Genomic DNA, 15,270 nt, shown 5'->3' on the forward strand with positions numbered 1-15,270 from the left:
CAAAATGGTGTATCAGTTTTCAATCGCTGCCTGTATCAGTTTACAACCGCTGCTGACACCAGGGTCGTCCAGATTCGTCCTGGGCATGTCAACACGCATGTCAACGCCCGGGCCATACTCAGTTCGCGCATGACGTACCTTCGGCGCTTGAGCTGGCTTGGACGTCGATGCTGTCGTCGACTGGCCATGGCCTGCATGCGAGTCAGCCGCTGTCGGCGCATCCTGTGCATGGTTTTGGTGCGTCGCTATGGCCTCACGACTTGCCGTACTGGATGAGGACGAGTTTTGCATTGCTCCATGGCCGCCGTGGCCGCCATTTGCGCCCGACATGGCCATTGCTCCCATCATGTCAACCATAGTGAGCCAGTGTGCCTCGTCAATTTCCGGAACAGGTGCCTGCATCCCTTGGCGGGGTGCGAGGGTTGCGCGTACCGATCCGGAGCGGCCGATGGACTGAGCGAAGATTGTGTAAGCCTGCTCTTCAGTCGGCTCGACGATGACATCGTAGGTTTCAGCTACCGAAACACGAATCTCGTCGACCGTCACCGGCTCCACATCCTGCCCGTCGGCGGTAACGACGGTCATTTTCAAACCTGGAATGCGCAGATCGAAGATAGTCGTTGCCGAACCATTGATGATCCGAAGTCGAACCTTCTCGCCAGGGCTGAATATTCCAGTCCAGTTGCTCTCTGAGGTCGAGCCGTTGATCAGGTACCTTAGTGCGCTACTGATGTTCCGGCTAGCCGTGACATCGCTGAAGTCAGTCGGCATCATGCGCATCTGATTCCACATCTTGCGCTTTTCAACCGCGCCCGAAACACCCATGCGCTGGGCATCTTGCATAAACTCACCGAACGTCGGCTGTTTGTTATTGAAGAAGTCGCTCATCTTTTTAAGATTAGCGAGTACGCGCTCAGGCTTTTCGTCGGTCCAGTCCGACAGCATGACTACGTAATCACGGTCGGCCGAAACTAGCTCACCGTTTTTTGGGAGCACAACGATCGGACCGTACAATCCTGTCTGCTCCTGGAAGGCTGAGTGGCTGTGATACCAGTATGTGCCTGCTTGCTGCACTTTGAACCGGTAGGTGAAGGTCTGACCTGGCGCAATGCCTGAAAAGCTTATTCCCGGAACGCCGTCCATTTCCTCCGGAAGCAAGATTCCATGCCAATGGATGGAGCTAACGGTCTGCAGTTGGTTGGTGACCCGGATGGTCACGGTATCGCCCTCGTTCCAACACAAAATCGGGGCAGGAACCTGGCCATTTACCGCGGTAGCGATCCGCGCGGCGCCCGTAAAGTTGACGGGCATGGGAGCGATCACTAGGTCAAAGTCGGTCCCGCGCAGAGTCCCCCGGTCGCTAGGCTGCGCAAAGAGTGAACGGGGATTCAAGCTTGCAAGACCGATCGCTGCACCGGCACCCTGCAGGAAGCGGCGGCGCCAGTTGCTATTGCAGCTAGCGTCGATATCGAACGAATTCATTTGGTTCTCCGATTAATCGATAGATCATTTGACGACCCAGAATGCGGAATGCAACGCATCGGGCTTCGTCAAAAATTTTTGGCTATGGGTGCGCAAAGTAGGCCAGCCAATACTGCCACTAATGAAGTAGCAAGTACGGCGTGATTCGGCATCAGCTTGATGGAACAGATTGTCCAACGGCCAGCGCTGCCCTGGCATGCTTGAATCGAGGAACAGGCACGCCGCGGACCAGCCTACTATGATGCGAGGGAATGAGAGGATCGTGGCGGTCGCTCCAGCCGTGGCGGGAAATGACCAGTGAAGGAGAAAGTGGCTTTTGGCTTGGCAGTTACAGCCGAATCTTGCACAGCAGCGAGGCTGAAAACTGGTGGAGGCGCATAGCTACCAATACAGCACCCGGAACATGTTCCGCAATTCGCGCCCTTGTGACTACGCATGCGCTCACAATCGCCAGACGCAGCGTCGTCTCCAGAGGTGACGATATCACTAAGGTTCGCCGAGATTTCAGGCGTGGGATATACAACTTGTTGAGCGCTGTCGGGGTCAACTTGATGATGCGCCATGCTACAAGCGAACTGCGCGACCCCGGCGATACTCTGTATCGGCAGGGTCACGAACAATAGGCAAAGCAAGAAGGTTTTTAACCGGTGGTGCATATGGCAACCTTAGCATGGTCATCGAACACCATTCCACACGTTTCGCACGGGCACCAAGCACGCCACACTCGACGGGCCACTTGTTCGAATGCGATGTAAAGCTGCTTTGAGTCAATCGGTACTTGCCTAAGCGAACACGCAAGGTAAACACAACGTTCCCTACTGCGGTCGCGTTACACCTTGAAATCGTCGAACGAGACGTTGCGGTCGTCTATTCCCTTCGCGCGGCATTCTGCATGTAGCGTTGAGCATTGCTGGAGGGCCGCATAGGTAACATTCGAGCGAGGTGGGGGAAGGCCACATCCGGAGCCTGTCAGAATTTCTGTGTGGAACGGGGTCATGAAATAATCCCGAAAGGACTGTTCCATGACCGAAGTGATGACCACCAAGAAGCCCAAAAAACAGAAAGCAGCGTACCCGTTTCCCGTTGAGCTGATCGACCAGTTGCTGGCCCAGGTTGAGAACAAGGACGCCGAGTCGATCCTTGGCGAATCGGGCCTCGCCGGGCAGCTCAAAAAAATGCTGGCCGAGCGTATGTTGTCGGCCGAGTTGAACCACCACCTGGCCAACGAGGAAGACGGCAGCAGAAACCACCGCAACGGTAGCAGCCCGAAGAAGGTCTTGACGCCAGGCGGGGAGCTCCACCTGGACATTCCGCGCGATCGTCTGTCGAGCTTCGAGCCCAAACTGGTGGCCAAACATCAGCGCCGGATGTCGGGCTTCGACGATCACGTTATCAGCATGTACGCTCGTGGTATGAGCGTGCGCGAGATTCAGGCGCATTTGCTGGAGTTGTACGGCACCGAGGTGTCGCCAGACCTGATTTCGACCATCACCGACGAAGTGCTCGAGGAGGTCGCGCAGTGGCAGCAGCGGCCGCTCGAGGCGATGTATCCGATCGTGTATTTCGACGCGTTGCGCCTGAAGATCCGGGACGAAGGCACGGTCAAGAACAAGGCCGTATATCTGGCCTTGGGCATTCGTGCCGACGGCCGCAAGGAAGTGCTGGGTCTGTGGATCGAACAGACCGAAGGCGCCAAATTCTGGCTGAAGGTTTTCAACGAACTCAAGAACCGCGGACTGGACGATATCCTGATCGCCGTCGTCGATGGCCTGCGCGGCTTCCCGGAGGCCATCGAGGCCGTTTATCCGCAAGCGCAGATCCAGACGTGCATCGTGCACCTGATCCGCAATTCGACGACGCTTGCGGCCTGGAAGGACCGGAAGGAACTGGCAGCGGCGCTCAAGCCGATCTACCACGCTGCCAACGCCGAGCTGGCCGAAGCGGCGCTGGATGCCTTTGCAGAAGGCCCATGGGGCACCAAGTTTCCGACCGTGGCCGCGATGTGGCGGCGCCAGTGGCAGCAGGTGATTCCGTTCTTTGCCTACCCACCTGAAGTGCGCACGATCATCTACACGACCAACGCTATTGAAAGCCTGCATATGCGTCTGCGGAAGATCGTCAAGAACCGTGGTCACTTCCCCAGCGACGAAGCCGCGACCAAGTTATTGTTCCTGGCCTTGCGCAATATCGAGAAAGATTGGAAGATGCCACAGCGTACCTGGAAGCAGGCTGCCAACCAGTTCGCCATCATGTTCGGCGAGCGCTTCACGAACGCGATTATCTAACTACGAATTCTGGCCCCGCACACAGAATTTCTGACAGGTCCCACATCCGTGTTAAGCGAAGATCACGACTAGTCGGCTGCCTAGTTAAGAAGTGAGACTTTTCTTCATCCGTCTCACGTATCAAGCTGTGAAATACGGCTAGAATGTCACGGACCGCCGTTACCTTTCCAAACCCGATGCGACGCTCCTTCCCCGCACTGTTCAGATGCATTGCACTTCTCCTCGTCATGACCTTCATGACGTCGGGCATGGCGATGGCATCGTACGTGTGCCCGGAGATAGTCGGCAAGCAGGCGCCCATGCAGATGATGGATGGGGAGCTCTGCGCCGGCATGGACATGGAGCGCCCCGTCCATTGTGCCGAGTTCTCGGCTGACACCAAGGCGTCCGTCGACCACCATAACCCGGCTCCTGCGCTGAGCCTGCTGTCTCCCGCCGGCCTCGTTCGGATCGTCGCACCCGTCTCGACGCTTGCGGTCTCCCTGCCCTGGCTCGGCGACCTCCCCGCGCCGGACGCTGACCCGCCCTACCTGCGAACTCTGCGTATCCGAGTCTGACCACCTCCCGTCTGGCATGTGCCCGGCCAGTTGCCGGCGCTCGTTTTCATTCGCGGAGGATGTATGTATTCTTATCTCATGTCACGTCATGGCGTGCCGGCCAAGCCCGCACGCCTTGGCCACGCTCTGGTCGTGGCCTTGTTCCTACTTGTTCCGAGGGGCGCATCTGCTGCCCCCGTTGGGCTTTCCCTGAACGAAGCCCTGGCACTTGCAACGTCCGTTTCGTCCTCAGCAAAGGCGGCACAGGCCTCGGTCGCCTCAAGCGAGCATGCTGCCGCGCGCGCGGACCAGTTGCCCGACCCTACCCTGAAACTGGGCATCGATAACCTGCCCGTAACGGGCCCGGACCGCTTCCGCCCCAAAGCCGATTTCATGACAATGCGCCGGATCGGCATCGAACAGCAATGGGTTTCCCGCGGCAAGCGGGAGGCCCGGACGCAGGTGGCACGCCGCACGGTCGAGGCCGCCGAGGCGGCGCATCTCGACAAGGTCGCGAATATCCGTGTCGAGACCGGAAAAGCGTGGCTGACCGTGCTGTACAAGCAGCGAGCGGTCGGCCTGTCCAGGTCGATTGCGCACGAAATGGAAAGCGAACTTTCGGCCCTCCAGGCATCGCATCGCGGGGCCAAGGCCTCGGCCAGCGACGTCCTTCAGGCAAGAGCCGAGCTCGTGCTCAGCGGCGACGACGTCGATGCGGCCGAGCAGGACCTGCAGACCGCGCTCCTCCAGCTGCGCCGCTGGACCCGCACCGACTCCAGGGCCGTGTCTGATGAGGGGCCGAATCTGGACACTGCGGCAACCCGCTTGGCGATGTCGAACCTGGAAAGCATGCATCCGGCCATCCTCGGCGCACGCCGCGCCGTCGACCTGGCCGACGCCGACGCGGGCGCGGCCGTACAAGAAAGCCGGCCCGACTGGTCATTCGAAGCCGGCTTCGCCCAGCGCGGCGGACAGTTTTCAAACATGGTTTCGTTTGGCGTCAGCATCCCCTTGACCATCCACCGGGCGCAGCGCCAGGACCGCGAGATCGCGGAGAAAGCCGAACTGGGCACACGGGCAAGGCTGGAGTACGAGGAGGCTTTGCTCGAGACACGGTCGGCTATCGAGGCCCAGTTGGGGCAGCTCGAGAGCCTGAAGCGCCGCATCGCCCGGCTCGAGAAGGAACTGCTGCCGACGGCGGCACGGCAGGTCGAGACCGCGCTGGCCGACTATCGCGGCGGGATGGGAACGCTGACCTCGGTATTCAAAGCCCGGCGTGCCGCTCTCGCGCGCAGGCTGCAGGTTAATGCGCTCGAGCTGGAGGCCGCACTGGTGTGGGCGGGACTGGAACTGCGCCTGCTTCCGCAGGACTTGGCAAGTGCCGGGAGGACTGGCAAATGAAGCGCTCCCTTGCAACGAAGACTCTGATCCTTACTGCTGCGGGTGCCCTGATCGGGTATGGGGGCTACTGGCTGGGCGCGAACAGGTCTCCAGGCGGCTCCGGCGGACACGGCGACAGGAGCGCGCCGGCCACCGCCTCCCCATCGGATCCGGGCAGGCGCGTCCTGTATTGGCACGATCCAATGGTTCCCGGAAAACGCTTCGACAAGCCCGGGAAAAGCCCGTTCATGGACATGCAGCTGGTCCCGGTGTACGCCGACGGCGGTGAAACGACCGGGGTCAGGATCTCGCCGACCCTCCAGCAGAATCTCGGTATCCGGTTCGCGACCGTGCGGCGCGAGGTAGTCACCGAGTCGCTCGATCTGGTCGGCACGACCCAGTTCGATGCCAGCCGCGAGGAGGTCATCCAGAGTCGTACCGCCGGCTACATCGACAGGCTTCACGTTCGCACGCCACTCCAGCAGATCAAGCGCGGTCAGTCCGTCGCTTCGGTATTCGTCCCGGAATGGATCGCCCCCCAGGAGGAGTATCTTGCGCTCAGACGGGGCGGCGACACAGCGCTTGCCTCCGCCGCTCGCCAGCGCATGCGCGCACTCTCGATCCCCGACTCTCTTGTCGCGGAGCTGGAGCGTACCGGGCGTGTGCAGACGCACCAGCTGCTCACCTCCCCCGTTTCCGGGGTCGTCAGCGAACTCGGGGTGCGTGAAGGCGCCCAGGTAACACCGGGCATGACCATCGCCAAGGTAGTCGGCATGCAAACCGTCTGGCTGCTTGCCGAGGTGCCGGAAGCCCTGATCGGCTCCGCTCGAGCCGGCATGCGGGTGAGCGCGACGGCAGAAGGCAATGCCCGGCAAACCTATGAAGGCAAGGTGCGTGAAATCCTGCCAGGCGTGAACGCCGCTACCCGGACTGCCCAGGCCCGCATCGAACTGGACAACCGCGACGCATCACTGATGCCTGGCATGCTGATGCGCGTCCGGCTGAGCGCTGCTGCAGCACAGCCGCGCCTGATGGTTCCGACCGAGGCCGTGATCGCATCGGGTACACGTTCCATCGTACTGGTCGCTCAGGGCGACAGCCTGCGTCCTGTGGTCGTGACAACCGGCCGCGAGATCGGGAATGACACCGAGATCCTGAGCGGCGTGGACGAAGGCCAGAAAGTCGTCATCTCGGGGCAGTTCCTGATCGATTCCGAAGCGAACCTGAAATCGGTCCTCCCCAAGTTCGAAAGTGAAATGCCGGCGGCACCCACCAATGGCGGCGGGGCCCAGACGCCTGCACCCAACCGTATGGACGCCATGAAGAAGTCGCCGAACGCCGCTGCACAGCCAGACAAGCCAGGCAAAGCGGCAATGGTACATACGGCGGTCGGCAAGGTGGAGCAGGTCTCGGAAGATGCCATCACGCTGTCGCACGGGCCCGTCCCGACACTGCAATGGCCGCCCATGACGATGGATTTCATGAAGCCTGCGCCTGATGCATTCAAGGACATCCAGGCTGGCCAGACCGTCGAATTCGACTTTGTCGAGGGTGCCGATGGCTACCTGCTCAAGCGGGTCGTGGTAGCGAAGGACGGCAAGCAATGATCGCGCGCATCATCCGCGCGTCGATCGCCGCCCGGGTCTGGGTTCTCCTTGCCGCCGCCCTGCTAGCGGCATGGGGCGTCCACTCGCTGCGCACGACCTCGCTCGACGCCCTGCCCGACCTTTCCGACACCCAGGTCATCATTCGCGCCCAGTTTCCCGGCAAAGCGCCGCAGCTGGTCGAAGACCAGGTGACGTATCCATTGACCACTGCCCTGCTGTCCGTGCCCGGAGCGACCTCGGTGCGGGGGTACTCCTTCTTCGGCGACTCGTTCGTCTACGTGCTGTTCGATGACGCGACCGACCTGTACTGGGCGCGCTCGCGTGTGACGGAATACGTCAACCAGGTACAGAACCGCCTTCCCGCCGGCGTGCGGGCCGAACTGGGACCCGACGGTACCGGCGTCGGCTGGGTATTCGAGTATGCGCTGGTCGACAGGACCGGCCGGCACGACCTCAGCCAGCTGCGCGCCCTCAACGACTGGTTCGTGAAGTTCGAGCTCAGGACGGTGCGCGACGTCGCGGAAGTCGCCAGCATCGGCGGCATGGTCCGGCAATACCAGATCGTCCTCGACCCGGACCGCTTGCGCGCGTTCGGCATGTCACACACCTGGGTGCTCGATGCGGTCGCTCAGGCCAACCAGGAATCCGGAGGCTCCGTCGTCGAAATCGCGGAAACCGAGTACATGGTCCGCTCGCACGGCTACCTACGTTCTCTGGAGGACTTCCGCAACATCGTCTTGAACGCGAACGAAGCCGGCACGCCGGTCCTACTGGGGGACGTCGCCTCGGTGCGCCTGGGGCCCGAGATGCGGCGCGGTATCGCCGAGCTCAATGGCCAGGGCGAGGTCGCCGGCGGCGTCGTGATCATGCGGTCCGGGAAGAACGCACTCGACACCATCGACGCCGTCAAGGCCAGGCTCGAAACGCTCAAGCATTCGCTCCCGGAAGGTGTGGAGATCGTCACGACCTATGACCGGTCGACGCTGATCTCGGCATCGGTGGCGAACCTGGGGAGCAAGCTCGTTGAAGAGTTCATCGTAGTCGCGATCGTGTGCGCGGTCTTCCTGTTCCATGTGCGTAGCGCGCTCGTGGCCGTGCTCACCCTGCCCTTGTGCGTGCTGGCGGCATTCATCGTCATGCGCTACCAGGGTGTCAATGCGAACATCATGTCACTTGGGGGCATCGCGATCGCCGTAGGCGCCGCTACCGATGCCGCGCTCGTCCTGGTCGAGAACGTCCACAAGCACCTCGAGAGCTATGCGGAAACCAACGCGGCCAGCGCGCCCGACGCCAGGACCCGCTGGGAAATCATTGCCCAGGCATCGGTCGAAGTCGGGCCGGCACTGTTCTTTTCGCTCCTGATCGTGACCCTCTCCTTCATCCCCGTGTTCGCGCTCGAAGCCCAGGAGGGCAAGCTGTTCTCGCCACTTGCCTACACCAAGACGTACACGCTTGCGGCGGCCGCCGGACTGGCCATTACCCTGGTTCCTGTACTGATGGGCTATCTCATCCGGGGCCGGATCCCGAAGGAGTCCGCCAACCCGATCAATCGCCTGCTCATCAAGGGTTACCGCCCGCTGCTCGACGCCAGTCTCCGGCACCCGAAAACCACGCTGGGTATCGCCATGATCGCGCTTCTGCTGACGGCCATCCCTATCTCGCGGCTGGGCGGCGAGTTCCTGCCGCCCCTGAACGAGGGCGACCTCCTCTACATGCCCTCGGCCCTGCCAGGCCTGTCCGCCGCAAAGGCAAGCGAATTGTTGCAGCAGACCGACCGCTTGATCAAGACAGTGCCCGAGGTGGCGACCGTTTTCGGCAAGGCGGGTCGCGCGGAGACCGCGACCGACCCGGCGCCGATGGAAATGTTCGAAACGACGATCCAGTTCAAGCCGAAGGACCAGTGGCGGCCGGGTATGACCACCGAAAAGCTGGTGGAGGAGCTTGACCGCATCGTGAAGGTGCCTGGGCTATCGAACGTGTGGGTGCCGCCGATCCGCAACCGCATCGACATGCTCTCCACCGGTATCAAGACGCCGGTAGGCATCAAGGTTTCCGGGCCGGACCTGGGCCAGATCGATAAGGTGACGACGGCCATCGAAGCCGCCGTCAAGACGGTCCCCGGCGTCAGCTCCGCGCTTGCCGAACGGCTCAGCGGCGGCCGCTATATCGACGTGACCATCGACCGGCTGCGCGCCGCGCGCTATGGCATGAGCGTGGCCGACATCCAGACGGTCGTATCGACGGCGATCGGTGGCGACAACGTGGGCGAAGTCGTCGACGGGCGGCAGCGCTTCCCGATCAACGTGCGCTATCCGCAGGACTACCGCGATTCGGTTCAGGCCTTGCGCGAACTGCCGGTCGTCACCGCGCGGGGCGCGCAGATCCGCCTAGGCGACGTGACGACGATTGTCGTGATGGACGGGCCTCCGATGATCCGCAGCGAAAACGCGCGCCTGTCCGGTTGGGTGTATGTCGATGTCCGCGGTGTCGACCTTTTGACTGCCGTTCGCGCAATGCAGGAGCGCGTCCGGGAAAAGGTCACGCTGCCGCCGGGTTATTCCGTCGGCTGGTCGGGACAGTTCGAATATCTCGAGCGCGCTTCCGAGCGCTTGAAGACCGTCGTCCCGCTTACCTTGCTGGTCATCTTCCTATTGCTATACCTGGCCTTCCGCTCCACGGCGGAAGCGCTCCTTCTGATGGCGACCGTGCCGTTCGCACTCGTCGGCGGGTTCTGGCTGGTCTGGCTGCTTGGCCACGCCGTGTCCGTTGCAACTGCGGTCGGGTTTATCGCGCTCGCAGGGCTCGCGGCAGAGTTTGGTGTCGTCATGCAGGTCTATCTGCGCAATGCGCTCCAGAGCCGGCTCGATGCCGGGCGTGCTTTGACCAGCGAACTGGTGATGGAAGCGATCACGGAAGGTGCGCTCCTGCGGGTACGTCCCAAGGCGATGACGGTTGCAGTCATCGTGGCCGGGCTGCTTCCCATCATGTTCGGAAGCGCGGCCGGCTCAGAAGTCATGCAGCGCATTGCGGCGCCGATGATCGGCGGAATGGTCACTGCACCGCTGCTGTCCTTGTTCGTCATCCCGGCAGCGTGGCGTCTGTTACACGAACGCTCCCTGCATGAAGCGCGCAATGTTGGTGCCTCATCGGGAGATCACAACTAAGGATATGAAACTGTAGGTAGTGCCGGTGCGCGGCCCTGTGCATGGGACGCGTACCGGGCTGAATCACTGCAAGATCCCGTCGTCCGCTGGCGTCCTGGAAAGCACGGATTTGCTATTTGGTCAACGCAACCGGTATACTGGTTCCGAATGAAACATCTGTGATTGTCGACGCCTCTCGGTGATGCAATAATCGATCACGCACAACCCTGGGACTCCGTTCATGCTTACAGCCTTGTTGTTTGCCGCCGCCTTGACTACTACCGTTATCGTAAGCTCGGACGACAGTTACCACGTCCCGCAGATCGAGCGTTCGATACTTGAGGGTAAGTGCCAAGACCGTGAACTCAAGCTCACCGAGCAGCGCGGCAAGATGACTTTGGCGGTCGACGGCGAAACGCGCGCGGAACGTGTCAATGAATTTGAAACACCTGGTGGAATGATGAGAGTCTAACTCTCTTGTTCAGGCTGCTTTTTTCTCCGTGACTGGTGGATTGATCCATGCCGCTGTCGGCAATTTGGTCTGTCGTGGTACGCAGTGCTTGAAGCGGCCCGGCGTGCGTTGGTAGGCGCTTTCAAGCGTTGCCTGGCGCAGCTTGCGGATCTCGGCGGCACGGCCGGCATGGACGCTTTCCGGGGTCATCATGCCGATGCCGGAATGGCGGTGCTGCTGGTTGTACCAGGTGAAGAAGGCTGCGCAGTGGGCGCGTGCGTCAGCGAGCGAGCCAAAGCGCGCCGGGAAGCCGGGCCGGTACTTCAAGGTCTTGAATTGCGCCTCGGAATACGGGTTGTCATCCGAAACGTAAGGGCGGCTATGCGATTTGGCGATGCCCAGATCGCTCAGCAGCGTAGCGACCGGCTTGGAGCGCATGCTGCTGCCGCGATCGGCATGCAGGGTCAAGGTACCAGGCGCGATATTTTCCTTTGCGGCGCTGTCGGCGATCAGCTGTTCGGCCAGTTCGGCGGTCTCCCGTTCGGCCACCATCCAGCCGACGACGTAGCGGCTGAAGATGTCGAGGATGACGTACAGGTGGAAACAGGTGCCCCGGACCGGTCCCTTGAGTTTGGTGATGTCCCAGCTCCACACCTGGTTTGGTGCGACGGCCAGCAGTTCCGGCTTGGTGTACTCCGGATGGCGCAACTGGTTACGGCGTTCGCGCACGGCAGCGCAGCCTTGTAGCAGGCGGTACATCGTGCGTACCGACGCCACATAGCGCCCTTCGTCGAGCAGTTGAGCGTGGATGGCGGCCGGCGCACAATTGGCAAAGCGTGGGCTGTTGAGCACCTCCAGCACGACACGCCGCTCATGCTCGGACAACGCGAGCGGTGGCCGTCGGGCTGGCGCAGCCGGCGTCACGGGCGCTAACGAACCAGGTCGTTGCGCGGTGCGATGGCGATATAGTGCGCTGCGCGGCAATTGCAATGCGCGGCAGGCTGCGGCCACGCCAACTTCGCCGGCGAGGTGATTGGCGGCGCTGATCACTTCGGCTCGCTCGGCGTGTCGGCCGTACTCAGCCCCAGCAGGGTGGAAAGTTTTTTTTGGACGTCAATGATCAGGTCGGCCTTGGCCAACTTGTCTCGCAGGCGCGCCACCTCTGCCTCCAGGTCGCGCACCTTGCGGTCCTGAGCAGCAGCTAGGTCGACCTTTGGGCCACGCTTGCGCGCGAGGACTTGAGAGGCCGCAGCGGCCTGGCGTTGCTTGCGCCAAGTGGCCAGATGGGACGAATAAATGCCTTCGCGGCGGAGCAAGGCACCGATGTCGCCAGGCGCCTGGCAGGAGTCGGCAGCGGCAAGAATGCGCAGCTTCTCGGCGTTGGAAAACGTGCGTCGCTTGGCGACCGGGACGACCTCGGGATCGGGACGGTCCACTGGCGTGGCTGGGCTGCTGGGTTCGACAGAATTGCTGATTTGATGCTTTCGGCTGTGCATGTTGGGGACCTACCGCTGTACTCTAAATTAATCGGGTAGGTGTCTCAAGTTATATTGGCACAGGGGGGCGACATCAGCGGCAGCACCTTTGCGAAAAGCTACCTCTCAGGCAGCTACCTCGGGCGCTTTACGATAGCGTGCCGCAGAGACAATCAGGGCTTCTCGCTCAATTTCTTCGGCGTAGAGGTTCCAAAAGACGGCGTCCCTAGCCCCGCGGCGGGGGCGATCGGCTACGACTCGAGACTGTCCGTCACATCGGACTCAGCTATTACCCGGCAAGAGATCGACCTCTACCAGTTCAATGTGAAGCGAAACGGATATTGGCTTCAATAGTTTTGCTTGCCATGGCATCGTGCTGTTCCGAGAAGTGCCGCCGATTCTTGAAGCCACTGACCTCTTCCGTGGCATGCACTACCCACGTTGCTGTAGCGTCCACAAACTGTTTCCGAAGCACTACGAACGCTAAGGGCGCCTGTCTGGTAGTTAACGCTAAGTAGTCACCCAAAATTCATCGTGAGTTTGCTCCCGAAGCCGCTCATCAAGGACTGAACCTCATCAAGCAGATCTGTGCCGTTCTTGGCAACGAAGCGGCGCCAGTAATGGTTGGCGCGCTTCCACAAAATCTCGATTCAATTGAGTTCAGGGCTATAGGGCGGCAGATAATACAGATACAAGCCATCCTTGGCCCACTGGCTCCGCTTCTTGTTTATATGGTCGCCCTTGTGGATGCTGGCGTTGTCAATCAAGACGATTCGTGGGACCTCGTGCAGCTGCGCCACAACCTGGTCGAAGAACGCGATTACATCATCGTTCGGAAAGTTTACTACGCAGATCGTTAAGGAGAGAGAGTTCGTGTGAGCAGGAACTCGGGGGTTATATACGGTTCTGTCGAATTAACGGAACCGCCACTGGGATCGGGTAGACTTTTACGCCCAAGCCTGTGAACGATGACCAGGCTCCACTTCGAAGGAATGCGTTTCCTGATCGGCGTCATCCTGGTGCGCATCCGTTAATATGCGGCTTACCCGCTGAGCTACCTGCACATTGGAGAAGTGATGGAAGAGCGCGGCGTATGGGTTGACTGATCTTGCCCCGCTATTCCCGGACACAGCCTGATGTTCAGTTAGCGTCAGTTTCCAGAGCCTGACGGCGTCGCTCTTTCCTAAACATGCGTGGCGATTTATAGCCAAGTGCCGAGTGCGGATGCACCTCGTTGAAGTGCCTGAAGGCATCGGGCAACTGGGCAAGCACGGCAGCGCCGCTAATGCGGTCCATGCAACCGACGTAATCGCGTTTAAACGTGTTCACGAAACTCTCTGCCATGCCATTCGACTGCGGGCTGTTCACTGGTGTATGCACCGGCTTGATGCCCAGCTCATGGGCCAAGGCGTGCGTTTCAGTTGCCCGGAAAGCGCCGCCATTGTCACTCAAGAATTCAACAGTGATTGTCCGCACATCGGTGCTACCAAAACGCGTTTCCACGGCCTCGATCATCATGTCGCGCACCGGTTCGCCAGGCAGGCCGCGGCCAATCCAGGCACGCCACGCGATGATCTCGCGGTCGCAGCAGTCCTTGATGAAAACGCCAGTCACGACTTCGCCGTTGTCACAGGCAATCTCGAAGCCATCAGAGCACCAACGCTGGCTCGATTCCTTAACCATCACTTTGCCATCGTGAGCACGGCCGCTGTCACTACGCCTAGGCGATTTCGGCAGCAGCAAACCCTGCTGCTTCATCACGCGGTACATGCGCTTGTGATTTACGGGCGGCAGACCTATCAAGCTGCGCGTACGATTCACCAAGGCGCCGGCACGGCGATAGCCGTAGGTCGGCAGCGCGGTGATCTCGGCGCGTACAGCGTCGGCAATCATCGCGTCAGCGACAGGATCAAGCTTGACGATGGTGCGCTTGTCGACCCAGTTTGCAGGTCGGGCAAGAAGGTCAATCACGTGCGAGCGCGCTACACCGAGGACAACGCAGACAGGCTTTACTGCCCGTCCTTGTCCGATAAGGGTGAGCGCGCAATCCACTTTTTTTCGCGAGCCAGCTCGACCGCTTCGCGCAGGATCTCCGCCTCCATCGTCTTCTTGCCCAGCATGCGCTGCAGTTGTGCGATCTGGGCGCGTGCCGCTGCCAGCTCACTGGCCGGCACGACCGATTCACCAGAATGCACCGCGACCAAGGCGCCTTCTCGCTCGAGCTTGCGCCAGTTGAACAGCTGGCTGGCACTGATGCCGTGCTTGCGGGCCACCAGCGATACGCTCATGCCTGGCTCGTACGTTTCCTTGACCAGCGCAGCCTTTTCCTGCACTGACCAGCGCCGGCGTCGCTCTTCGGACACCGTCACGACTTCGATGGTTTGCTTGTTACTAGTCATACTCACAGTCTTATTCCTATCCGTAAGGATACAACATCGACTGTGTCTGGTGAATCAAGGGGCTATCTCAATCATCAATCGGTGGGCGATTCCCTTCCTCCTACTCATCGAGAAAATGGCTCGCAAGCACAAACGTCCGATCGGCAGCCGTTGGTGTATGGACTGCGCGACAATCGCAACCTCAGCGTATCGGTACGCGTCGGGGTAACGCGCGATATGCCCGATGTGTACCTGCCCGTGCATGTAAAGTGGACCCATCAGTCAAGACACTCAGCCGGCTAGTTTAAGCTGTGTCCATTTCCACTTCAGCAGCTGCCCGGCGCTGCCCCGTTCCGCCGTTTTTCTCCGGCTCTTGGTCCGCGTCGCCGAACTTGTCGACGATCAACGCACCTCCTCCAACACCGGCACGGTAGACATGATCTGGCGTCTCGTAGCCCAGCGCCTGGTGTGGACGCTCGGCGTTGTAAAACGCGAAGTACTGTGCCAGGCCGACTGTCAGCTCGGCCATGTTG

Annotated in this window: 11 protein-coding genes and 1 pseudogene; 7 read left to right on the forward strand and 5 right to left on the reverse strand. The window is 60.8% G+C overall.

Features of this window, described 5'->3' with window-relative positions; genetic code table 11:
* Positions 1-12 precede the first annotated feature (12 nt).
* The gene (locus HMPREF9710_RS24320; RefSeq protein ID WP_005670901.1) at positions 13-1,482 is read right to left on the reverse strand and encodes a copper resistance system multicopper oxidase; all 1,470 of its coding nucleotides are present in this window, start codon (positions 1,480-1,482) and stop codon (positions 13-15) included.
* A gap of 1,034 nt (positions 1,483-2,516) precedes the next feature.
* On the opposite strand from HMPREF9710_RS24320, the gene HMPREF9710_RS24325 reads away from it, so the two are divergent.
* The 6 genes from HMPREF9710_RS24325 to HMPREF9710_RS24350 all read left to right on the forward strand — a co-directional run bounded on the left by HMPREF9710_RS24325 (position 2,517) and on the right by HMPREF9710_RS24350 (position 10,905).
* Positions 2,517-3,767: an IS256 family transposase gene (locus HMPREF9710_RS24325; RefSeq protein WP_157225494.1), complete on the forward strand. Its 1,251-nt coding sequence runs from the start codon at positions 2,517-2,519 to the stop codon at positions 3,765-3,767.
* A gap of 227 nt (positions 3,768-3,994) precedes the next feature.
* Positions 3,995-4,324: a hypothetical protein gene (locus HMPREF9710_RS24330; RefSeq protein WP_005670903.1), complete on the forward strand. Its 330-nt coding sequence runs from the start codon at positions 3,995-3,997 to the stop codon at positions 4,322-4,324.
* 63 nt (positions 4,325-4,387) lie between these two features.
* On the forward strand, positions 4,388-5,704 hold the full coding sequence (locus HMPREF9710_RS24335; RefSeq protein ID WP_005670905.1) for a TolC family protein: 1,317 nt from the start codon (positions 4,388-4,390) through the stop codon (positions 5,702-5,704).
* On the forward strand, positions 5,701-7,290 hold the full coding sequence (locus HMPREF9710_RS24340; RefSeq protein ID WP_005670907.1) for an efflux RND transporter periplasmic adaptor subunit: 1,590 nt from the start codon (positions 5,701-5,703) through the stop codon (positions 7,288-7,290). Before HMPREF9710_RS24335 ends, HMPREF9710_RS24340 begins: the two co-directional genes overlap by 4 nt.
* Positions 7,287-10,454 (forward strand): efflux RND transporter permease subunit, encoded by a 3,168-nt coding sequence (locus HMPREF9710_RS24345; protein WP_005670908.1) that lies wholly within the window; start codon positions 7,287-7,289, stop codon positions 10,452-10,454. The genes HMPREF9710_RS24340 and HMPREF9710_RS24345 overlap by 4 nt, the downstream gene beginning before the upstream one ends.
* A 220-nt stretch (positions 10,455-10,674) precedes the next feature.
* Positions 10,675-10,905, forward strand: coding sequence for a hypothetical protein (locus HMPREF9710_RS24350; RefSeq protein ID WP_005670910.1), 231 nt, complete (start codon positions 10,675-10,677; stop codon positions 10,903-10,905).
* A gap of 9 nt (positions 10,906-10,914) precedes the next feature.
* On the opposite strand, the gene HMPREF9710_RS24355 is transcribed toward HMPREF9710_RS24350, so the two are convergent.
* From HMPREF9710_RS24355 to HMPREF9710_RS24375, 3 genes are all read right to left on the reverse strand, one after another.
* A protein-coding gene (locus HMPREF9710_RS24355; RefSeq protein WP_371855218.1) for an IS3 family transposase occupies positions 10,915-12,380 on the reverse strand; the annotation gives its coding sequence in 2 pieces (ribosomal slippage) (positions 10,915-11,984 and positions 11,984-12,380; 1,467 coding nt in all).
* Positions 12,381-13,009: 629 nt separating this feature from the next.
* A complete protein-coding gene (locus HMPREF9710_RS28975) occupies positions 13,010-13,213 on the reverse strand; it encodes a transposase (RefSeq protein ID WP_081590009.1) in 204 nt (67 codons plus the stop codon).
* A gap of 286 nt (positions 13,214-13,499) precedes the next feature.
* Positions 13,500-14,758, reverse strand: a protein-coding gene (locus HMPREF9710_RS24375; protein WP_229409930.1) for an IS3 family transposase whose coding sequence is annotated in 2 segments (ribosomal slippage) — positions 13,500-14,428 and positions 14,428-14,758 — 1,260 coding nt in all. Because the reading frame shifts where the segments join, the coding sequence is not laid out codon by codon here.
* 67 nt (positions 14,759-14,825) lie between these two features.
* Here HMPREF9710_RS24375 and HMPREF9710_RS29005 point away from each other — a divergent pair.
* Positions 14,826-14,921: pseudogene (locus HMPREF9710_RS29005) on the forward strand (IS6 family transposase); the annotation flags it as partial.
* 120 nt (positions 14,922-15,041) lie between these two features.
* Here the strand turns inward: HMPREF9710_RS29005 and HMPREF9710_RS24390 are convergent.
* On the reverse strand, positions 15,042-15,270 hold a 229-nt coding region (locus tag HMPREF9710_RS24390; protein ID WP_005670914.1), incomplete at its 5' end, for an integrase core domain-containing protein.

It is taken from the genome of Massilia timonae CCUG 45783 (assembly GCF_000315425.1).
In the GTDB taxonomy this organism is placed as follows: domain Bacteria; phylum Pseudomonadota; class Gammaproteobacteria; order Burkholderiales; family Burkholderiaceae_D; genus Telluria; species Telluria timonae.